This window comes from Streptococcus sp. k-402 (assembly GCF_013277515.1).
GTDB lineage: Bacteria > Bacillota > Bacilli > Lactobacillales > Streptococcaceae > Streptococcus.
This window is the reverse complement of the sequence record NZ_VMNB01000005.1, coordinates 28650-50395: the sequence shown is the minus strand read 5'-3', so window position 1 is coordinate 50395 and position 21746 is coordinate 28650. Positions and strand designations below refer to the sequence as shown.

Here is a 21746-nt window from a genome sequence, read left to right as displayed (position 1 = left end):
CTTAGAGTCCTTGTCCTTTAAGTGCATCTGCTAGGCTGGCAAATTCTGCCAAGCTGAGAGCTTCCCCACGCACACTTGGTGACAAGCCTGCTTGGTCCAAAGCCCTGGTCAGCTTGTCCTTGACCTCTTCAGTCTTGCCAAAGTAACCTGTCAAGTTGTTCCACAAGGTCTTGCGACGATGAGTAAAACTAGCCTTGGAAACCTTAAAGAAGAAGTTCTCGTCTCCCACTGCTACAGCTGGCTCTGGACGACGCACCATTTTCAAGATGGCTGAATCCACATTTGGCGCTGGCACAAAAACCGTACGAGGTACGATAAAGGCAACCTTGGCTGTCATATAATACTGAACCGCAATTGACAAGCTACCGTAAGCCTTGGTGTTAGGTTGAGCGGAAATGCGGTCAGCTACCTCTTTTTGCATCATGACGACAAACTCACTAAAAGGAATGCCACTTTCAATCAAGTGCATGAGAATAGGCGTAGTGATGTAGTAGGGTAAGTTAGCCACTACCTTGATTGGCAGGTCAGGATTTTTAAAATTTTGGATATGCTGCGCCAAATCAACCTTGAGAATGTCCTCGTTGACTACGGTCACATTGTCAAAATCACGCAAGGTATCTGCTAGGATTGGCACCAAACGATGGTCAATTTCAAAAGCCATGACCTCTGCTGCACGCTCAGCCAGAAACTCCGTCAAGGCACCAATACCTGGGCCAATTTCGATGACATTAACCTGGTCATCAATCTCAGCCGTATCCACGATTTTTTGAAGAATATTGGTATCCGTCAAGAAATTTTGCCCGAAGGACTTTTTAAAGGTAAAACCGTGACGCTCCAGCACTGCCTTGGTCACGCTATAATCTGCAATTCTCATCTATTCTCTTTTCTATTATCTGTTACTACTATTGTAACACATTCCCCTTGTATTTTGGGGGTGAAAATCATACCAAAAAACTATCTTTCCTCATGAAGAAAGATAGTCTTGGAAATCTTTAAAGGTGGACTTAGCGGTTCTCTCGAAACATACGTTCAAAAAAATCAGCTTCTTGATAACTTCGATTTTCAGGTAGGGTCAAATCTACATCCTCCTCCACATCGTCCACTGTCAATTCAACCGTTTGAGGTAAATTTTTCAAACGATAATGCTTTTGCCTTTGCCCTTCAATACTAGCAAAATCAAGCAAATAGCCATTCACTCGGATTTGAACTAAAAGAAGATGATTGGTCATGTTTTCCATGATGAGAATATCTTCTAAACCACCTCTGGCACTCGGATAATCAGATACCCTGCGAATACGAATTTTTTCACACATGAGCAAGTTCCCTCATATCAATGATTTCATCGGCCTTATTCCAGACTAGGGGATTATGGGTCGCAATGATGATCATTCGATTTTCATCTTTCAAATCCACCAAGAGATTCATAACCTCCTCTGAATTTTCAGGATCAAGAGCTGCTGTTGGTTCATCTGCCAAAATCAAGGGTGGATTTTTCAAAATAGTCTTAGCAAGGGCAACTCGTTGGGCCTCTCCTCCAGATAAAGTATAAATTTTTTGTTCTAAATCCAAATACCCTAGATTAACTTTTTCTAAAGCCTCCACTTGCCTTTCCAAACGTTCTACTTTTGAGATTTTCTGACCAACAAAGCCCAAATCCAAATTCTCTTTGATTGATTGGTTTTCTAAAAGGCCAAAATTTTGAAAGAGATAGCCCATCTGGTCTCGAAAATACTCACGAGTGGGAATTGTTTTTAAATCTTTCCCCTGATAGAGAACCCTTCCTCCATCTATCTTTTCTAGTTTGCCTAAGATATTCAGCAGCGTCGTCTTTCCGCTTCCACTCTTCCCGATTAAAGCATAAACCTTGCCCTTCTCCAGCTTGAGATTTAAACCAGAGAAAATCGCGCGGTCATTAAACTTCTTTTCCAATCCTTGAATATCAATCATCTTATTTTCCTTTCAATACTGCCATGCTACCAGCTTCTTCTTTTTTATCCTGCCTTACTAAAATCAAGAAGGCGTTAAGAGTAAATAAAGCTACAACTAGAGCGCTAATCAAAGCATCTCCTGTCAAAATACTAGATAGGACTAGGCCAAGCAAGAGAACTCCTCCTTGCGCCAGTAAATACTTGCCATGAAGCTCATAGATTGTCATACCAGAAAGACGTTTAATCATTATCTCCCGTCTGAACTGCTCAAAATAGAGAAGACTCATGGAATCAAATAACAAGATAGCCGTAGACAGGGTCAAAATCGTCCCAATAAGGAGAGAGTAAAACTCCACCCGTTTGTCATTTAGTACCTTGGCAAAAAATAGCTGGCTTTTTACCAAGTAAGAGACCTTGTGATACAGACCTTGCTCTTTTAGAGCGGTAATGCTGTCTCCATATCGATCTAGTTTCAAGGCACTATTAGCCGTAGTTCCCCACAACATCCCTGCAACAGGTCTTGTTCCAGTCGCTTGCGGCGTTAGAACTACAATAATCGGATCTTTTAGGTACTGACGTGTTGTCTTGTACCCATCATTATAGAGGAAACGTTCCTGTCCTGTTTCTGTAAAAGCTAGCCTTAACTGTGGAAGGTAGTGTTTCTGACTCGTCGCCTCTACACTTTCAGATGAAAATCTTTGCAGGTAATCTGTAAACAATCCTTGGTAGTAGGCAGACTGCTCTCGCAAGCTCTCAGGCAAAATCAGCCCAAACTCTCCCTCAGACAAGTTTTGCATCTTGTCCATAAACTCTGAAGAAACGGTAATCTTTTCTTCTATCAGATAGCGCGGTGAGACATAGATAACATTCCCTGACGGTGTGTAGTCACTGAGACGATTGCCATCTAGGTCCACTTCTGCTCCATCTGAGAAATTGTCAACATTGCTCATAATATAAAAAGAGTCTGTATTGGCTAACCGTTCTTCAGTAAATGTCTGCCACTCACGATTATCCTTACGCATTCCTTCTTCATCGGCAAATGCACTAGACCAACCAAAGGATAGACGGTAACGGTCTGAGGACTGGCTCCATTTATCGCTTGCCTTCTCCATTTCCTGCATTTCACGGTAGTGGGGTAGGAGAGCAGTCGCACTCGATCCGACCACCAGTACGGCTAAAAGTTGCCCCACCATCATCAATGTCAGCATACGTTTGAGAGGGAGTTTCCCTTTCAATAGATCCACCAGACTATTTTCCTGTAAACCAAATAGATACACGACACTTAGTAAGGTAGAAATCCCTGCCAAGGTCAATCCATAAAGTAGAAGAGCAATGATGACCAGTTGCACCGTTGCCATAAATAAGGCACCTTGATACCAGAGAATCCCCAATCCCAAAAGACTGGATAGCAGCACTGAGCAGATAAGCTGTCTCACATCTTCTAACACTGGTCTAAGAGCCACCCCAAACAAGCTCTCACCAGCGATTAAGCGAATCCCTGCCTGACGAAGAGACTTGATCCGATAAATCAGGGTCAGACTCATAAAAGTCAGCAGAAAAATAGCTAGACTCAGTAGCCCCATTGGGGTAGCAGCCAAGAGGACGACCATCGAAAATGCCTCCGTTCTATTCGAGACAACACCATTATAACCAAGTTCTTGCAGGGCGGTCTGTAAGCTCACTCCATCCAAACTTCCTGATACAATCAAGTAAGACCCTAATAAATCACTCGTTTCTGCACTCTCCTTGGAGGAAATGGTCAAACCTTCTGGAAGCTCTCCCTGACCATAAGTGGCATAGGTAAAGCGTGTTTCTCCAGCTTCATTTGGCTCAACAATCCGACGAGCGATGAGACTATTGTGCTCTACCGCCAAGTGACTCAAAGCCTCTGTCAGTTTTTCTCGATCAGCTACTGATTGGTCTAGCCCAGTACCCATCACATCAACAGAGGGATAGTTACCAAATAAAATCTCTTCTCGATGATCAACGGAATTTATCACCATATAAAGCGATACCAATACCATTGAAATCAAAATAAATAAGCGTTTCATCATTTCCTCCAAAAAGTTACTTGGTCACTTAGTGAGAAGATGACCACAGTCACTGCGATGTTAAGAAGTTTATTAAGTTCTTTCTACTAGCAACATCTTCAAATATATTATATCCGTTTTTTCAAGAACTATCAAGGACGTCAATGTCCTTAAAATCTAACTATTTCATATTATTTTTGGCTCATATCTAAAAAAACAGCTCTAAAAACGAACTTTAGAACTGTTTTAATACTAGAACAAGGACATTTTTGTCATTGTTTCACGATATTTATAAATATTTTTTTACATCCTCTTGCCATTCCTCTGTCAATTTCTTTACTAGAAATTCATCTCCAATTAGCTTCGCAAATGTTTTAGAAGACTGATAAAATGATTCAGCTAAACTAAAATCTCTTTCTACTCTTAATGCTTGCTTCCACAAAAACATAAATACAAGAGGTTTCTTCTGATAATCTTGAGTTTTATCCATAATTTCTTGTAAACACGATAGATAATCATTAAAACAATCAGTTACTCCTACCTTTTCAAGACAACACATTCCTGAAATAAGAGTATCTCTAATTATAAAGTAATTCTCTATTTGAGTTATCTTCTTCTGTCCCAAAAGCAAGAACATTAGCTTTTCGATTTGATTTATAAATTTGGCAAGATCTTTTCTAATGAGCATTTGATAAAAAAACAAACGAATCAACAACATATCATTTATTGAATAAGCTTCTTTTTCTATAATCTGAGGCATATGTTCCTCAAGTATTAACTCTGCATATTCAGGCCTTCTAGTTCTAGAAGTATCTAAACACGCCTGCAATACTTCACATGCTAATTGTTCTTCTTTAGGAAGATTATCAAAGTATGTTTTATAAATCTCTTCCAAACACGCTTCTTTCTTATCGTACTCCTCTTCTTTACCATAGATTGGTTCACGTAAAATCTGGTATTTCAATTCTAAATAAGCAGGAGGAAGAGCAGAAAAATCCGGCATAAGGCTATAAGCTGGAACTCCTAACCGGCGAGCAATATAGTCTAACTTGGGCAAACTCGGTTGCGAAGCTCCACTTTCAATTCGCGACAGTTGACGAACCGTCAGTTCTTGCTCATCTCCACAAAAATCTGGACGACTAATTCCTTTTTCTATCCGAATCTCTTTAATTTTTTGACCAATTAACATCAGACACCTCCTCTTCTACCTGCTTCGAAAAATACTGTGAAACTTAAAAAATTGTAACGGCTACATCTTTCCTACTCATAAGATTTCATAGCTTTTTCCACTTCTGCCAAGGTAACCCCAAACAACTCTAAGCGTTTGAGGAGTTGCTTGCCGTTGGAATAGCCAATTCGGAGAGCCTCTCCTAGATATTCTCGTCGCTTACGGCTGTCTGCCCCTGCTAGAAAACCAAGGCGAATCAAGTCGCTACGACTGATGTCAAACTGGCTCTCATATTCAAATTGTTCTGTCACCTGAGCCAGCGCTGTTTTCAGGTCTTCATAGCTGGCATGTTCTATTCCCAGAGAACGCCCCTTGGTTTTGGACTTGGGAACAGCTTCATCTCGTTTGAGGAAGGCATGCTGAACTGTTGGAATGGCCGTCATAATCATGCGACGAATCCGCTCCCCATTAAAATCTGGGTCTGTAAAGACAATGACTCCATGACGTTGATGCAGGCGCTGAATCCGCTCTATATCCTGGTCATTGATAGCAGAACCTCGTGTCTCATAGGTTTCTACATCGAAGTAACGTTTGAGATTGGCCGTATCATCGCGACCTTCAACCACGAGGACTTGAGAAATTTTCATTTTTTTCATATTACTAGTTGTCATCCTCAAATTTAGACAGCTTAATTCGCAAACAAACAGTATAGGTCACTATCCACAGAATAAGCAAATACACAATATTCACAACGATTTGTGTCTCTTCTTTGTATGCCAACATATACGGTGCTAAATTGCTTGCTAAATTTTTAATACAATCTTCAAAATAATTGAGGAAACCCAATATATTCAGTAAGCTCAGTACGTCAATAATATTTTTGATTACATCCCAAAATTTTAGCAAGGTAATTAGAGGCAAATACCAAAGTATTATATATACCATAGTTATTGGATAACTCTTCATGATTTTAAAAAATTCACTTGATAGCACCCTAAAGAAAAAAGCATCACTCCCACATAAATCATTGCGCTCTTTGTAACCAAATAGAAATTTTTTTACAGTTAAAACATTGCTACATTTATAGGTGTACCAATAAATACTAATCCATATCAGTGTAATAATAGTTAATATTGGTTTTATCAAATCTCCAATAATAAACGATATAAACCACAACATGGCATATATCAATACTAACAATAGATTAGCTATTAAAGTTGAGTTGTTCTTTATTAAGTTCTTTATTAAGTTCAATAATCTATTCAATTTTAAATATCCTTTCTGCATTTGCAGTTGTTACCGCCGCTAACTCTTCTGCCGTCATCCCACGCAAGCCAGCGATAAAGTCCACTACATAGCGAGTGTAGGCTGTTTTGTTTTCGCGACCACGTTTAGGAACAGGAGCCAAGTAGGGAGCATCCGTCTCCACCAAAAGCTTGTCCAAAGGTAACTCTTTAGCCACTTCTTGGATATCAGTTGCCTTCTTAAAAGTCACCACTCCTGAGAAGGAAATGGTCATGCCAAGTTCGACAAACTTCTCTGCCCATTCAAGAGACCCTGAGAAAGAATGCATAATGCCACCTCGAGGGCCAACTCCCTCGCTCTTGATAATCTCATAGGTATCTTCCAGCGCATCACGGGTGTGGACAACAAAAGGCAAATCCAAGTCCTTAGATAACTGAATCTGACGGCGAAAAACCTGCTCCTGCACCTCTTTGGGCGCTGTCATCCAATGGTAGTCCAAACCAATCTCACCTAAAGCAACAACCTTGGGATGCTTGAGCTTATCAAGCAGGTAGTCTTCAATCTCCTCCGTATAAGTCCCTGCTTCTGTCGGATGCCAACCGATTGTCGCATAGAGCTGGTCATACTCATCTACCAACTCCAAGGCACGCTCAATCGTTGGTTGATCAAAACCAACAATATTCATCTGTGTCACACCCATCTCAGCAGCCAAGCTAATTTCTTCTGCCTCACGACCTGCAAATTCTTCTACATTCAAGTGTGTATGTGTATCAAAAATCATCTCTTCTAACCTCGTTTTCTATCTACTATTATACCAAAAAAGAGGAGGGGCACCCAATTTTTCGGTTTCCCTCCTCTCTTCAATAGAGCTATTCTGCTAGCTTTTCTATCCGATATTGCCCATCTTCTATTCCACAGTTAGAGACGGAAGAGATTGGCTAGATTGATAGAACATCCCTATTCATCTAATACTCTTCGAAAATCAAATTCAAACCGTGTCAACGTCGCCTTGCCGTACTCAAGTACAGCCTACGGCTAGTTTCCTAGTTTGCTCTTTGATTTTCATTGAGTATAAAGTATGTGATTATCTTGGGTTCTCTCTTCTCTCACCCATCACTAGGATTGATGATTTCTCCAAATCCCCCTTATAATCTCACTTTAAGTAGAGAATAGAATTTTCTAGCTGTCCTATTTTCTACGTCTAGCCTTTCTTCCTAGCAAAGCAAAACCACTGGTTGCCGCCACTAAACCAAGACTAGCAAGCGCTGCACTTGATGCTGAACCTGTGTTAGGTAATTGTTTTCTAGCAGGTGACTGGTAGGTAACATCTTGCATTGTTCCTGCAGTTGCTTGCGGTGCACTTGTTGCCTGAGGAGCAGCATTAGGAGCCACTGGTCTCTTAGGAACTGTAACCATGGCGATGGCTTGCACTCCAATCGTTTCTGCTTCCTTCACATCTTCCACAGTTTTCGCATTCTCAATCTCTTTGAGAGCTGCTTGTTTTTCTGCTTCCACTCTTGCTAAAAGTTCTGCTTGTTCTTTATCAGAAAGCGGTGAGCCTTTGATTTCATCCTGCTTGTCCTTGGCAGCTTTTTCAATGACATTTTTAGCTGATTCTTTTTCAGTAGCTAATTGCTTAGAAGCTTGTGATTGAGCTGGGGTTTGTGAACCTGTGTGAGCTTGTCCGCCTGCCTGGCTACCACCGCCTGCATTCGCATTAGCATCTGAGCTTCCAGTATTGCCTCCATTATCTCCACCTGGTGTAGTTTCTGGCTTATACTCTGGTGTAGTTTCTTGAGTTACAGATTTACCTTTCGCAGATTGTTGAACTGTATCTTTTCCTAGAATCGTCACTACTGAACCATCTGGGAATGTGATTGTTACTGTACCATCTCCAGCTACATTGATTGTCGCTCCGTCTAATGCTGAACCATTTGCTTGTAAAATAGCAACCTTAACTTTTTCTTTTTCTTCATCTGTTAAATGAGTTATATCTTTTACATCTACTCTTTGAGCAGGCGCTTTAACAGTTGATTTTTCAGCAGTCGGTTTAGTGCTATCTTGTGCTTTTGGATCTTGTGCTACCAATTGATTTCCTGGAATTGTAATAGCTGAACCATCTTTAAAGACGATTGTCGCTGTGCCATCTCCAGCTACTTCAACTTTAACATCGCTTCCGAATCCATTTGCATCTACTACAGCTTTTTTAACAGCTTCTTTTTCTGCATCTGTTAATCTTGTAGCTTCTGCTACTTTTGTAGGGTTAGCTGGGATGATTACTTTTGTCTTCTCAGCGATTGTTGGTTGCTCTTGTGTTGGAGTTTCCTCTTTTTGAACTACTAGACTGGTTCCTGGAATTGTATTGACTGAACCATCTGAGTATGTCAATGTCGCTGTTCCGTCTTTAGATACCTTAACATCTGTCGCAGTTGGATTTGCTTGTTTCACTTTCGTAGCTACTGCAGCTTGTTCCTCAGGTGTTAAGCTGTGAGCATTTCCAACTTCTGTAGTTGCTGGCACCACTGCTGGATTTTGCGCGGCTTGTGTTGAAGCTTCATTGTCAGTATCTTTGGCTACTACTAGACTGGTTCCTGGAATTGTGTTTACTGAACCATCTCCATATGTTAGCGTTGCTGTTCCATCTTTAGATACCTTAACATCTGTCGCCGCTGGATTTGCTTCTTTGACCTTAGCTGCTACAGTATCTTGCTCCGTCTGTGTCAAGTTGTGAGTATTTTCAACAGGTACAAAGTTTCCTGGAACTTGCGCCGGATTCTTCTCTGCATCTGTCTGAACTTTTGGAGTTTCTTGTTTGCTTCCTTTTTCAACAAGTTTATCCCCTGTTATTGTGTCTACAGATTTATCTGGATAGGTGATGACTACTGTTCCATCAGGTCTTACTTCTACCGTAGTTCCTGCTGGGAAGTTGTTCGCTTCTTCAACCGCTTTTTTAACCGCAGCTTGTTCTTCTGGTGTTAACTTCGTAGTATTTCCTACTTGTGTTTTTCCTGGGATAACCGGCTCGGTTCTTGACGCGATTGTTCCTGTCTCTTTGTTAGCTGGCGCTACTAATTTATCTTTAGAAATCGTATCGCTTGAACCATCTTTATATGTGATAACAGCTGTTCCATCTGATTTTACTTCTACTGTTGTTCCATCTGGGAATGTGTTAGCTCCTTCGATGTTTTGACGAACTTGTTCTCTTTCTTCATCTGAAAGTTTTGCTGGATTTTCCACTTCCACTTTGTTTTCAGGAACTTTCGGCTCGAATTTAGATGCAATAGAGCCCTCTGGTTGAACTTCATTTATCTTATGAATACCAGCTTCTTTCGCCGCGTTGATTTCATCTTTAGATTGACCTTTGTTGATGTCTTCAATCGCTTTATCTTTGGCCTTATTGATTTCTTCGATAGCTTTTTGTTTCGCTTCGTCTGATAAATCTTTATTGTTCTTGATTTCGTCAATACGTTTTTGAGCTTCTTCTAGTATTTCAGCTTTTGCTTTCGCTTTTTCTTCATCAAGGTTTGTTACATCTGGTTTCTTAACTTCTGTATCTGCTTTTGGATTATATTTTTCAATATTTTCTTTAGCTTGATCTGCGATTTGTTTAGCTGTTCCTGCTGATGATGCGTCGTCAATAGCTTTGTTAGCTTCATCTTTAGCTTTATTGATTGCTTCTTCAGCTTTTTGTTTTTGCTCTTCAGTTAAACCTGGATCCTTCTTGATTTCAGTAATTTTAGCTTTAGCAGCTTCTTCTACTTGTTTTTTAGCATCTTCTTTCGCCTTAGCAAGATCGTTGTCTTTATCAGCTGTTCCTAAGGAATCAACTACTTCTACTGGTACTTTTACAGTTATTTTAGTTCCATCAGCTAGTGTTACTTCCACTTCTGCTTCTTTAGTTCCTGTTTCAGTTGTAGTTGGTGTAGAAATAACTTTCGCTGTTAGTCCATCAGCTAGTGCTAATTGTTTTAGGATGTCTTCGTCAGTTAAGTCTTTACCTTTTTCTACAGTTACTTTTCCGGATACTAAAGCAGTTTGTAAGTCTAACTCTGGTTTAAAGATACTTGTAGATTGCCCTTTAGCAGTTTGTACTACTACATCTTCTTTTGGTAGATTTCCGTTTGGAGTCTCAACATTTCCTTGATCATCAACCTTGACATCGTCCTTGTTTAAGCCTGGATTTGCTTCAACAATAGCTTTCTTAACATCTTCTTTTTCTTTGTCTGTTAAGTTATTCGAATCTTTAACTCCTACAGGTGTGACAGGTTTCTTCAAAGCTGGTGTTACTACATCTTTTGCTGGTAAATTACCTTGCGGTGTTTCAACATTGCCTTGACCATCAACCTTAACATCATCCTTGTTTAAGCCTGGATTTGCAGCTACAACAGCATCCTTAACAGCGTCTTTTTCTGTATCTGTTAAGTTTTTAGGATCTTTAACTTCTACAGGTGTAACAGGTTTCTTCAAGGCTGGAGTTACAACTTCTCCTGCTAGTAAATTACCTCTTGGCGTTTCAACATTGCCTTGACCATCAACCTTGACATCGTCCTTGTTTAAGCCTGGATTTGCAGCTACAACAGCATCCTTAACAGCGTCTTTTTCTGCTTCTGTTAAGCTATGGACATCTTTAACAGGGACAAGTTTTGTCGGTTTCTTCAAGGCTGGTGTCACTACATCCTCTGCTGGTAAATTACCTTTTGGTGTCTCAACATTGCCTTGATCATCAACCTTAATATCTTTATCTGTTAAACCTGGATTATTTTTAATAATCTCTTCTACAATCTTAGATTTCTCTGGGTCTGTCAGTTTAGATGGGTTGACAACTTCAACTGGGGTTGTTGGTTTCTTCAAGCTAGAAGTTACAACATCTTTTGCCGGTAAGTTACCTTGTGGTGTTGTGACATTTCCTTGATCATCGACTTTGACTTTATCTTCAGTTAAACCTGGATTTGCCTCTACAATAGCTTTCTTAACCGCTTCTTTTTCTTTAACTGTTAGGCTATTTGGATTTTCTACTTCAACAAGTTTATTTGGTTTATTTAAAACTGTTGTGACAACATCTTCTTTTGGTAGATTTCCTTTTGGAGTTTTAACATTTCCTTGGTTATCTACTGTAACATCACCTTTGTTTAAACCTGGATTTGCAGCTGCGACAGCATCCCTAATGTCCTCTTTTTCTTTTTCTGTTAAAGCATTAGGATTTCCAACTACAACTGGTGTTGTTGGTTTGTTCAGGGCTGGAGTTACTACATCTTTTGCAAGTAATTTATCGCCATCCTTAGTTGTTACATTACCTTTATCATCGACTGTAATATCATCTTTGTTTAGACCAGGATTTGCGTTGGCTACAGCTTCTTTCACTTTTTCCTTTTCATCATTTGTTAAATGATTTGGATCAGCCACTACGACTGGTGTCGCTGGTTTGTTTAATGCTTGAACAACAACTTTTTCTGCTTCCAAGTAACCTTTAGGAGAAGCTACATCTCCCTTATCACTCACATAGACTTCAGATTCTTCTAATGAAGGGTTAGTCGCCACAATCGCTTTTTTAACAGCTTCTTTCTCTTCATCTGTCAAATGATTGATATCTGTGACCTTAACTCTTTCTTTTGGTGGAGTTAACTTTCTCTTAGCTGTTTCTGTAATATCTTGTGGAGTATGAACAGCAGCAATTTCCTGTCTACCTTTTTCTGTTGCCGATGCTATAGCTTCTGGTGAAGTTGCATTGTTGATGTTTTCTTCGTGTTTTGCTTTCAGTTCATCAACTTGTTTCTTCAATGCTTCTTTTTCTTTTTTAGATAATGCATTGTCTTCATCAATTTCTGCCTTTTCAGCATCTGCTGCTTTTGTTAGGTCAGCTTTTGCTTTTTCCTGATCAGTTGCTTTTCTTACAGGTACTTCGATTTCGTCTTTTGATCCGTCACCATAAGTAACTTCTACTACAACTACTTTCTTACCTTCATTTGCACCTGTTCCATTCACAATTTTTCCGTCATTTTTGACTTGTTTGTCTGTCGGTTGTGGTTGGTCTTTTGGTACTTCTACAGCATCTGTAATAGCTTTTTTATCTGCTTCTGCTACTTTAGGAGCGTTAGATGGGTCAACACTTACTGGAACTCCTCCTGCTTCAGTTACTGAATCTTTTACATTTGGAGTTGCTTGCTCAGCATTAGTTTTATGAACAGCATCAATTGCTTTCTTACCTGCTTCTGTTGCTTTCGCTACTTCATCAGTTGTTCCAGCTTTATCGATGTTAGACTCTGCAGCTTTCTTAGCTTCATCGACTTTTGCTTTTTCAGCTTTCTTCTGATCTTCTGTTAAGGTCTTGTCTGATTCGATTTCTGCTTTTTCTTTGTTAGCTGCTTCTGTTAAGTCAGATTTCGCTTGCTCTTTGGCTTTGTCTAACTCTGTTTGGTGAACTTCAGCAATTGCTTTCTTACCGTCTTCTGTTGCTTTTGTTACATCTTCTGGCGTTGTCGCTTTATCGATATTTTTTTCTTGTTCTTCCTTAACTTTATCAACTTTGTCTTTTTCAGTTTTCTTTTGATCTTCTGTTAAGTTTTTGTCTGCTTCAATTTCTGCTTTTTCTTTGTTAGCTGCTTCTGTTAAGTCAGATTTCGCTTTTTCTTTAGCTTTGTCTAATGCTTTTTCTGCTTCAGTTTTCACTTCTACAGTCTTAGATGCAGGCAGTTCATTTTGTGATTTGTCAGAGTACGTTACAGTTACTTTCCCTGTATTGTCTACTGAAATTTGAGCATCTGTTAAGTTTGTGTTTGCTTTCTTAACTGCTGCTTTAACGGCTGCTTTTTCATCTTCTGATAAATTAGACACATCATTAACTTTTACTTTTTCTGGATCATTTAGTGGAGATTTCGCAGCATCAGTTCCTTCTACTGGTACATCAACTGTTCTTGTAATACCATCGTGAGTGACTGTTACTGGTACAACTTTCTTATCGCCTTTTTCTGCAATAGCTCCATATTCTACAACATAAGTATTGTCTAACGCTTTACCGTTTGCTGTTACTTGAGCTTTTACTGCATCTTTATCAGCTTGTCCTTTTAGGCTTTCTCCAACTTTTGGTACAACAGAGATTTTTGCAGCTCCATCTTTCACTCCTAAAGTGAAGTCTTCTGCTTTACCTGATAAAGCTAAACGTGCTTGTTTTAGTGTTTCTAGTGCATTATCTACGTCTGTTTGTGTTGCATCTTGCTTATCATACACTTTTTGAGCATTTGCTAAAGCATCATCGTAAGCTTTTTTCTTAGCGGCATCTGTCTCTTTAGCATAAGCTGGTGATTTTTTAACCGCATCATCTGTGTTCAAGTCAAGTTCTGCTTTCAAAGCATCTTTCGATACAGGGACAGCTACATCTTCTCCTGTTAACCCTTTAATTGCTTTTGCTAAATTGTCAATTAAAGTAGCTACTTCTGATGTACCAGCTGCATTTTCTGGCTCAGCTGTATTCTTATCAGCTACTTTTGAAGCTGCGTCTTTTGCGTTATCGAATGCAGTTTTCTTATCTTGAGGAACATTAGGATTTGTATATTTATCAGAGGCTTTTACTTTTTCGGCTTCTGCTACTAATTTTTGTAGAGAATCCATCTTAGAATCTAAACCTTGAGCAATTGACACAATATTATCAACTTCAGCTTTGTTTCCTGCAGCATCAACCTGTGTTTTCAATTCTGCTTTTTGTGCAGCATTTAAGTGTTCAAGCGCATCAATTTTTGCTTTTGCTGTATCACGATACGCTTTTACTTCTGCATCTTTCACAATATCTTCTAATTGGTCTCTTGTTGTTGCTGCATCAATTTGTTTCTTATACTCATCTCTTTGAGCATCTGTTAGACCAGGAACTTGATCAATTTTCTTCTTATACTCATCTTTTAAAGCATCTGTTTTAGCTTTTTCAGCATCATGAGCTTTTTTAGATTTTTGATTTAGCGCATCTTCAATTACTTTAGCAATTGCTTCCTGTGTAGTAGCATTTTGAATTTGTTCTTTATACTGAGCTGCTGTTGGATTTTCTAAATATCCTGCTTGCCCACCATTTTTATCGATTTCATCAATGATCGCTTTTGCTTTTTCTTTTGTTTTTTCTAATGCTTTGTCTAAAATTTTATCGACAAGACCTTTTGTATGTTCAATAGGAGTAGCAGTTCCTTCAGTTGGGTCTGTCATTACTACTGCCGATACTTGATCTACTAGTTCTTTTTTCTCTGCTGTTGTTAAGTAAGGATTGTTATTAATTTTTTCCTTCACTTCACGTTTTTTAGCTTCTAATGCTTTTTCATTACTTGAATTTTGTGCAATAGCATTATTTACCACGGTATTTAAATCATCTTGTGATTTTTTCGATGCTAATTCAGTTTTGAAATTTTGTTTTTCTTTTGGAGATAAATAAGTTAAATTATCAATTGCCGCTTCAGCATCCTTTTTAGCTAAATCTAGAGCACTAGTTCCTTCTTTATAATAAAGATCTGAAGTTGGGATAGTATATAAACCTGAATTACCAGCATCTCTTGATAACATGACTGTTGAACTATTTTTTCTAGTTCCAATATATGTACCTATATTTTTTCCATTAACACTATTTTCATCATAAGCAAACCAGGTAATACCTGTATTTTCTTCTGTTGTCCCCTCTGAATAATCAATATCTTCTTTGGTGCTATGACCTTTTAATCTTGATACCCCAAGTCCATTTGCTTCTAAAAATGACTTAATAGCACGTTTCTTTTCTTCTTCCGTTATACTATTTATATCTTTTACAGCTATTGGTTTAATATCATACTCATATCCATTACCTACTTTATGCGTATTCGTTTCCGTTACTTTATAAACAAGCGATGTTCCTGGAATAACGTCTTCAGTATTGTCAGAATAAATAATTGTCGCTTTTCCATCATCGCCTATAAGAATAGATTCTGTTTTATCTTCATTCTTAAGGTTCTCTATTAATTTATTTTTCCCTGTTCTCGCTACCGAAGTTACAGTCTCTTTATTTGCCTCCCAAAGTCTTTCCCTAACATTCTTTTTTTCCTCTTCGGTGAGTTTATTGGTATCTTTTACTGCGACACGTGTTGGAACAGATGGCTCAAAAATTTCATTTAATTTATATAAAGTTGGAACTGGCGCTAACACTGTTTTATAATGTTGCATCATTCGAGCGATACCAACCCTAAAACCTGCTCCAAATTCTAAAGTGCTACGATTATTACCAAGGGTTGGATCTGCAACTTCATATACAGCTGTTATCGTTGCTCTATCAATACCTGCACGTTCCCAATCGACATACATCGTTTTTGTGTTTGTACGGAAGCTTTCATAAATAGCTTGTTCATATGGATCATCTGAAATTCTTTCCCCAATATGATACCAAAACTTATTCGCAAAACTTCCGCTATACTCTCTATGATTTTCTCCTGTAGTATCATTATATGATTCCCACTTAGTATCATCCCCACGAAAATCTAAGTCTCGATAAGCCCTATTAATATCATCCTTTGTTTGGAATCGTGAGTTAACCGAATTAGATAGCGAAGTAAATTTCTGGCTACCTTCCCATGTTTTCATTACATACACTGGGTTTCCGTCATTTTTCTTTAAAGTAATTTCTTTAGGCTCTTTTAATCCTATTGGCGTCGTGAACCAAAAACGAGCACGGTGTCCACCATATCCAGCAACACGCTCGCCATCAGCTCCACCATTATAGGTATAAGTTACTTTAACAAATGGATTTTCTCGAGTGTATTCTGACCAGTCTACATCGATTCCAATTTCTTTGTCTACATTTACTTTTGATCCGATTTCAATACCGTCTGCACTTTCAGGAGTTTCTCCAGAATTAGAATATAACGATACAATACCGTCTTCGCCATTTAATTGTTTAAATGCCGCATCTACAATGTTCGGATTTATAGCAGCCCCAACTAAAGATGCCCCTATCAAACACGACGCTGCTCCAAAGCTAAACTTTCTAATCGAAAATTTTTCTACACGCTGCCACATCTGCTTGGAGCGTTTCTGCGTTCTCTTATACTTCATTCTTTGATCTCCATTTTTTATTTTTATTTCTTCTTATTCAAAAAGCTGATGCACTATAATAAAACTTTATTATAATATATCTACTTTAGGTGATAAGAATATACGTACATTATAGCATAAAATCCCCCCCCCGTCCACTTTTAGCCTCATTTTTACTTTAATTAAAATATATAGAAATTTACCCTATTTGGTATCGTTTTGTCACTAATCCCTTATACAGATTTATAAATTTTAATCGATTCTCATTCAAAAACATAAAACAAGTCATTCTAGCTATCTGAAGCCCTATCCACTCCATTTACTTCATCAAAAACAAAAAATAAAGAAAAGACCCTACCAGAACCAAAATTGTCTAGCAAGGTCTTTTTCTAAATCCAGTCACTATGCTTATACTCTTCGAAAATCAAATTCAAACCACGTCAGCTTCATCTTGCCGTACTCAAGTACAGCCTGTGGCTAGCTTTCTAGTTTGCTCTTTGATTTTCATTGAGTATTAACTAAAAAGCATGACTAGAAATTTTATTGAATATGGTTAGCCAAATCTTCCTGAGCTTTTTTATTTGACTCAGCTTTTTCTTTTAGCCATTTTTCATAGAGTTCCTGGTACTGTTTCGCAGTTACTGGCTCTTTTTGCAGTTCAACATATTTGTAGTTATCAGCATCTCCTTTGTGCCCAACGAACGAGAAGGCTCCTGTGAACGGTACAGTCTTACGGAAGATTGGGTTGGCTCCACCACTTTGAACTGGTAGGAAGAGGGCGCTGTCAGTCAACCAAGCTTGGACTTCAGCAAATTTTTCATAACGAGCCTGAGTATTTTCAACTTCGCTATCTGCTTCATCTAGTAACTTCTTATAAGCAGAAAGTCCAATTTTTTCTTTTACTTCATTATCTTTTCCAGCAGTCAACCCAATATTGTTAAGCTGTGAACCTGACTCTGGATCCAAGATATCAAGATAAGTTTTCGGATCTGAGTAATCTCCGCTCCAACCTGAAATATCAATGTCATAGTCCTTTTGTTCAGCTGTATCTGCAAAGAATGTAGCTTGATCCTTCTCGTCTGGAGAAAGTTGAATCACGTCAATCACAACGTTGTCCGTCCCAAGGGTTTCTTCCACTGTCTGCTTAAAGGAACTTGCTTGTTGCACATCTAACTTAGCCGTCTGGTCAACCGGCATATCCAAATGAATTGGGAAGGTCACGCCTTCTGCTTGCAAGGTTTCTTTAGCTTTAGCAAATGCTACTTTGGCTTTTTCAGGATTCAAAAAGGCAGGTTGCGCATCATTCAAATTGATATTCGACCACTCTGTACCATAGTTAATAATCTTTTCATTGACAACATCTCCAAAGTTTTTACCACCGATTTGGACAAAATCACTTGGGATAAGCGTGTTACGCAAGATACGGTCTGCTCCATCTTCACCATTTGTCTGCGCTGCATAAGCATGACGATCAAAGGCAAAGTTGACAGCCTGACGGAAATCCTTATTTTGCATGGCCGCAAGCGAGTCTGTCTTTTCCTTATCAGACTGTTTCATGGTTTGCTTGTAGCTTTGACGATTAACGTTAAAAAGATAATAGAAGGTAATTGAGTTTTGTGGTGTGTAGGTGATTTTATCCTCATTCCCTTTTTTCAACTGATCAAACACTGAACTTGTCGGGAAGATACGACCGTCCGAGTAGTTCCCTTCCAAAAATCCTCTCGCTAAACTATCTTGATCAGAACCGTCAAAGAAAGAAAGCTTCACTTTCTCAATTTTGACCTTGTCCTTATCCCAGTAATTAGGGTTTTTATCAAATTCAATCAAAGATTTTGATGAGAAAGATTTAAACAAGTAAGGACCATTTGACAAGATACTGGATGGTGTTACACTTCCAAAGTCATCTCCCTTAGATTTCAAAAAAGCTTCATTTACAGGACTCAAAATGCCCCCAGTAGTCTTAGAATTCCAGTAAGATTCCGGCTTATTCAAAGTATATTGAAGAGTATAGTCATCCACTGCTTTAACTCCAACAGTCTCAAAGTCAGATGTTTCCCCCTCAACGTAGTCTGCGAGGCCCTTGATAGAGTCTTGAACCAAGTACAAGTTTTCAGCCTTTTTATCAGCTGCATACTTGAGACCTGTCACAAAGTCATGAGCCGTTACATCCGCATACTCTTCGCCCTCTGAAGTGTACCATTTCGCCCCCTGACGGATTTTATAAGTGTAGGTCAAACCATCTTTTGATACCGTCCATGACTCAGCCATAGATGGAATGAGATTACCGTACTTATCATTTTCTAACAAGCCATCAATCAGGTTGGTCGTGATACTTGAAGTAGAACCACGTGTTGAAGTAATGTAGTCCAAGGTATCAGGATTACTAGTAAATACATAAGAGTAGGTTTTCTCAGCATTACTTGATTGGGAAGACCCACATGCCGCTAGAGCTAGACCTGCTGTCAAAGCCATAGCTCCAAAAAGCATAACTTTTGATTTCTTCATGATTATTCTCCATTTTTTACAGTATGTGAAATATTATACACCATTTGAGCAAAAATATAAAGCCTTTTTGAACTTTTTTACAAAAATAAAAATCAGTAGACTCGAGTTCCTACTGATTTTTGATATGGTTCGTTTGGATTATGCAGCCAAAACTTTGCGTCCTTTACGACGACGAGCTGCCAATACGCGACGACCGTTTTTAGTTGACATACGGTTACGGAATCCGTGTTTGCGCGCACGACGAAGTTTACTTGGTTGATAAGTACGTTTCACGATGAATACCTCCTCATAGATTTTGTATTCGTTTAGCCGGCTATAAAGTGATCAGTTACTAAACATACTTTACTATTCTATCTGATTCTTTCACTTTTGTCAATAGCTCAAGGCAAATGTTTACTGCTTTTTGGCGCTTTTTCTGATGTAAGCCCTATCTACGATACTGTTTCAAGAAACGAGTCATCTTTTCTTGGATTTGGGCTAGTTCATCAACACGAGGAAGGTAAACGATACGGAAGTGGTCTGGTTCTTTCCAGTTAAAGCCTCGACCATGAACCAAGAGAACCTTTTCCTGCTTCAAGAAATCAAGGACAAACTGCTCATCATCATCGATACGGTACATATTGCGGTCGATTTTAGGGAAGATATAGAGTCCCGCCTTGGGTTTAACCGCAGACAAACCTGGAATCTCTTGAATGGCATTATAAATGAAATTTCTTTGCTCGTAAATTCGTCCACCAGGAAGGAGCAATTCATCGACTGATTGGTGGCCACCCAAGGAAGTTTGTACGACTTGCTGAGCCAAAACGTTAGAGCAAAGACGCATATTGGATAGCATATTGAGCCCTTCTATATAGCCTTTAACATGTGTCTTAGGACCAGATAGGACCATCCAACCCACACGGAAACCAGCAATACGGTGGGATTTTGATAGACCATTCATGCTGACACAGAAAACATCTGGTGCCAAGCTCGCCACAGGCGTATGCACATGTCCATCCATGACCATGCGGTCATAGATTTCATCCGCAAAGATAATCAAATCGTTTTGACGGGCAATCTCAATAATCTCCAGCAAGAGTTCCTTAGGATAAAGGGCTCCAGTTGGATTGTTTGGATTGATAAGGACGATTGCCTTGGTATTGGAAGTGATTTTTGACTTGATATCGTCAATATCTGGATACCATTCTGCAGCTTCATCACAGATATAGTGAACGGCATTTCCTCCAGCTAGGCTGACAGCGGCTGTCCAGAGAGGATAGTCTGGCATTGGGACCAAGACTTCATCTCCGTTGTCCAAAAGCCCCTGCATGGACATGACAATCAGCTCACTGACACCGTTTCCAAGGTAAATATCATCAATATCTACGTTTGGAAATTTCTTCAATTGGCAATACTGCATGATGGCCTTACGGGCTGAGAAAATCCCTTTGGAGTCAGAATACCCTTCACTATCACGCGCATTCATAATCAAGTCATGAATGACCTCGTCTGGCGCTGTAAAGCCAAATTCTGCTGGATTTCCTGTATTCAGACGTAAAATCTTTTCTCCGTTTGCTCGCATCCGCATGGCTTCTTCCAAAACAGGACCACGGATATCATAAGCAACATGCTCTAACTTACTAGACTTGTTATATTCTTTCATCTTGTTTCCTCAATTCATCGAGATAGTAACATTATACCACTAGAAAGACAATGCGACAAGTTTGCTGAAATGTGTTACTAAAATCCTACAGAAGAAAAGCCTCGCTAAAAGCGAGGTCAAGACAGGGGAGATAGCAGGTGTTTTGCCAAAAAAACATCACATACCAAAAGATAATCCTAGAAAAAGCAAGCCTAAAAAGGAGTCATAGAGAAGATTGAACATGAGGAAAAGCCCCCATATCATCAAGTAACCCCAACGGCCACTTCGTTTTGCAACTAGGAATAAGATTAGATGGTAGAGTAGATGAAAGACTAAAAAGCCGATAAAACCTGGATAAAGAAGCGGAATCAGCTTCTCTAATTGCCAGATCATGATTACTTCTACCAAGACTGAAACTAGGATAATTCCATAATAAAGGAAATTTGATTTTTGAAAAGAGTTTTTCATCATTCTCCCTCCCTTCACTTCTTTCCTGCTATCCTTTCTTTTATTTTATCATATATTTATATAGATTTTAAGCACTAACATTCTTTTGAAAAATACTTTTTTTGCTTTACTTCTATAGTGAAAAGGTTTACAATTATAGTAAGGAAATTTCAGGAGGTTTCATTATGGCACAACGTTACCAAAATATCATGGTCGCAATCGATGGTTCTAAGGAAGCAGACTTGGCTTTTGTCAAGGGAGTTCATTCTGCTCTACGAAACGACGCTAAACTTACCATCGCCCATGTCATTGACACACGCGCTCTCCAAAGCGTATCCACCTTTGATGCTGAAGTTTACGAACAACTCCAAGTCGACGCTGAAAGTCTGATGAAAGAGTACGAAAAACGTGCTAAAGATGCTGGTGTGGCAGATGTTCATATCGTCATTGAAATGGGAAATCCAAAGACCCTACTAGCACGTACTATTCCAGATGCTGAGGAAGTGGACCTCATTCTAGTTGGCGCAACTGGTCTCAACGCCTTTGAACGCCTCTTGGTCGGCTCTTCATCTGAATACATTCTCCGCCATGCTAAGGTCGATTTGCTGGTTGTGAGAGAACAAGAAAAAACCTTATAATTACAAAGAAAAGGAGCTCAGCGCTCCTTTTTGTTTACTATTTATACTCTTCGAAAATCTCTTCAAACCACGTCAACGTCGCCTTGCCGTAGGTATGTTACTGACTTCGTCAGTTTCATCTGCAACCTCAAAACA

The 21746-nt window shown here is 39.1% G+C and carries 13 protein-coding genes and 1 pseudogene; 1 reads left to right on the top strand and 13 read right to left on the bottom strand.

From position 1 onward, the window contains the following. Position 1: 1 nt before the first annotated feature. The 13 genes and pseudogenes from rsmA to HT724_RS04455 form a co-directional block, all read right to left on the bottom strand. Positions 2-874, bottom strand: a complete 873-nt coding sequence (rsmA, locus tag HT724_RS04510; RefSeq protein WP_173275230.1) for a 16S rRNA (adenine(1518)-N(6)/adenine(1519)-N(6))-dimethyltransferase RsmA — start codon at positions 872-874, stop codon at positions 2-4. Positions 875-1004: 130 nt separating this feature from the next. Further along, positions 1005-1313: a hypothetical protein gene (locus tag HT724_RS04505; RefSeq protein WP_000333264.1), complete on the bottom strand. Its 309-nt coding sequence runs from the start codon at positions 1311-1313 to the stop codon at positions 1005-1007. Next, entirely contained in the window at positions 1306-1947 is a 642-nt protein-coding gene (locus HT724_RS04500; protein ID WP_000565526.1) for an ABC transporter ATP-binding protein, read from the bottom strand. The genes HT724_RS04505 and HT724_RS04500 overlap by 8 nt, the downstream gene beginning before the upstream one ends. Position 1948: 1 nt before the next feature. Further along, complete coding sequence (locus tag HT724_RS04495; RefSeq protein ID WP_173275227.1) at positions 1949-3979, bottom strand: bacteriocin-associated integral membrane family protein; 2031 nt, start codon at positions 3977-3979, stop codon at positions 1949-1951. A gap of 268 nt (positions 3980-4247) precedes the next feature. Then, the gene (locus HT724_RS04490; protein WP_173275225.1) at positions 4248-5147 is read right to left on the bottom strand and encodes an XRE family transcriptional regulator; all 900 of its coding nucleotides are present in this window, start codon (positions 5145-5147) and stop codon (positions 4248-4250) included. 71 nt (positions 5148-5218) lie between these two features. Further along, positions 5219-5782, bottom strand: coding sequence for a ribonuclease M5 (gene rnmV, locus HT724_RS04485; protein WP_173275222.1), 564 nt, complete (start codon positions 5780-5782; stop codon positions 5219-5221). A gap of 602 nt (positions 5783-6384) precedes the next feature. After that, positions 6385-7152 (bottom strand): TatD family hydrolase, encoded by a 768-nt coding sequence (locus tag HT724_RS04480; RefSeq protein WP_173275219.1) that lies wholly within the window; start codon positions 7150-7152, stop codon positions 6385-6387. 407 nt (positions 7153-7559) lie between these two features. Beyond that, complete coding sequence (locus HT724_RS10470; RefSeq protein WP_345890308.1) at positions 7560-8645, bottom strand: DUF1542 domain-containing protein; 1086 nt, start codon at positions 8643-8645, stop codon at positions 7560-7562. A 66-nt stretch (positions 8646-8711) separates the two neighbouring features. Next, a pseudogene (locus HT724_RS04475) lies at positions 8712-16385 on the bottom strand (DUF1542 domain-containing protein); the annotation flags it as partial. A gap of 555 nt (positions 16386-16940) precedes the next feature. Further along, positions 16941-18905: a peptide ABC transporter substrate-binding protein gene (locus HT724_RS04470; RefSeq protein ID WP_173275213.1), complete on the bottom strand. Its 1965-nt coding sequence runs from the start codon at positions 18903-18905 to the stop codon at positions 16941-16943. Between the two features lie 138 nt (positions 18906-19043). Further along, positions 19044-19178 carry a 50S ribosomal protein L34 gene (gene rpmH, locus HT724_RS04465; RefSeq protein WP_000831905.1) on the bottom strand — a complete coding sequence of 45 codons (135 nt, stop codon included), beginning with the start codon at positions 19176-19178 and terminating at the stop codon, positions 19044-19046. Between the two features lie 154 nt (positions 19179-19332). Continuing rightward, positions 19333-20547 (bottom strand): pyridoxal phosphate-dependent aminotransferase, encoded by a 1215-nt coding sequence (locus HT724_RS04460; protein WP_000666459.1) that lies wholly within the window; start codon positions 20545-20547, stop codon positions 19333-19335. 156 nt (positions 20548-20703) lie between these two features. Continuing rightward, complete coding sequence (locus HT724_RS04455) at positions 20704-20997, bottom strand: hypothetical protein (protein WP_173249703.1); 294 nt, start codon at positions 20995-20997, stop codon at positions 20704-20706. Between the two features lie 161 nt (positions 20998-21158). Between HT724_RS04455 and HT724_RS04450 the strand changes: the two genes are divergently transcribed. After that, positions 21159-21611, top strand: a complete 453-nt coding sequence (locus HT724_RS04450) for a universal stress protein (RefSeq protein ID WP_049524946.1) — start codon at positions 21159-21161, stop codon at positions 21609-21611. The last annotated feature ends 135 nt before the right edge of the window (positions 21612-21746 follow it).

Coding starts and splice junctions, on each gene's coding strand:
- HT724_RS04505 (WP_000333264.1), bottom strand. CDS start 1,313: ATGTGTGAAAAAATTCGTATTCGCAGGGTATCTGATTATCCGAGTGCC.
- HT724_RS04470 (WP_173275213.1), bottom strand. CDS start 18,905: ATGAAGAAATCAAAAGTTATGCTTTTTGGAGCTATGGCTTTGACAGCA.
- rsmA (WP_173275230.1), bottom strand. CDS start 874: ATGAGAATTGCAGATTATAGCGTGACCAAGGCAGTGCTGGAGCGTCAC.
- rnmV (WP_173275222.1), bottom strand. CDS start 5,782: ATGAAAAAAATGAAAATTTCTCAAGTCCTCGTGGTTGAAGGTCGCGAT.
- HT724_RS04455 (WP_173249703.1), bottom strand. CDS start 20,997: ATGATGAAAAACTCTTTTCAAAAATCAAATTTCCTTTATTATGGAATT.
- HT724_RS04500 (WP_000565526.1), bottom strand. CDS start 1,947: ATGATTGATATTCAAGGATTGGAAAAGAAGTTTAATGACCGCGCGATT.
- HT724_RS04490 (WP_173275225.1), bottom strand. CDS start 5,147: ATGTTAATTGGTCAAAAAATTAAAGAGATTCGGATAGAAAAAGGAATT.
- HT724_RS04460 (WP_000666459.1), bottom strand. CDS start 20,547: ATGAAAGAATATAACAAGTCTAGTAAGTTAGAGCATGTTGCTTATGAT.
- HT724_RS04480 (WP_173275219.1), bottom strand. CDS start 7,152: ATGATTTTTGATACACATACACACTTGAATGTAGAAGAATTTGCAGGT.
- HT724_RS04495 (WP_173275227.1), bottom strand. CDS start 3,979: ATGAAACGCTTATTTATTTTGATTTCAATGGTATTGGTATCGCTTTAT.
- HT724_RS04450 (WP_049524946.1), top strand. CDS start 21,159: ATGGCACAACGTTACCAAAATATCATGGTCGCAATCGATGGTTCTAAG.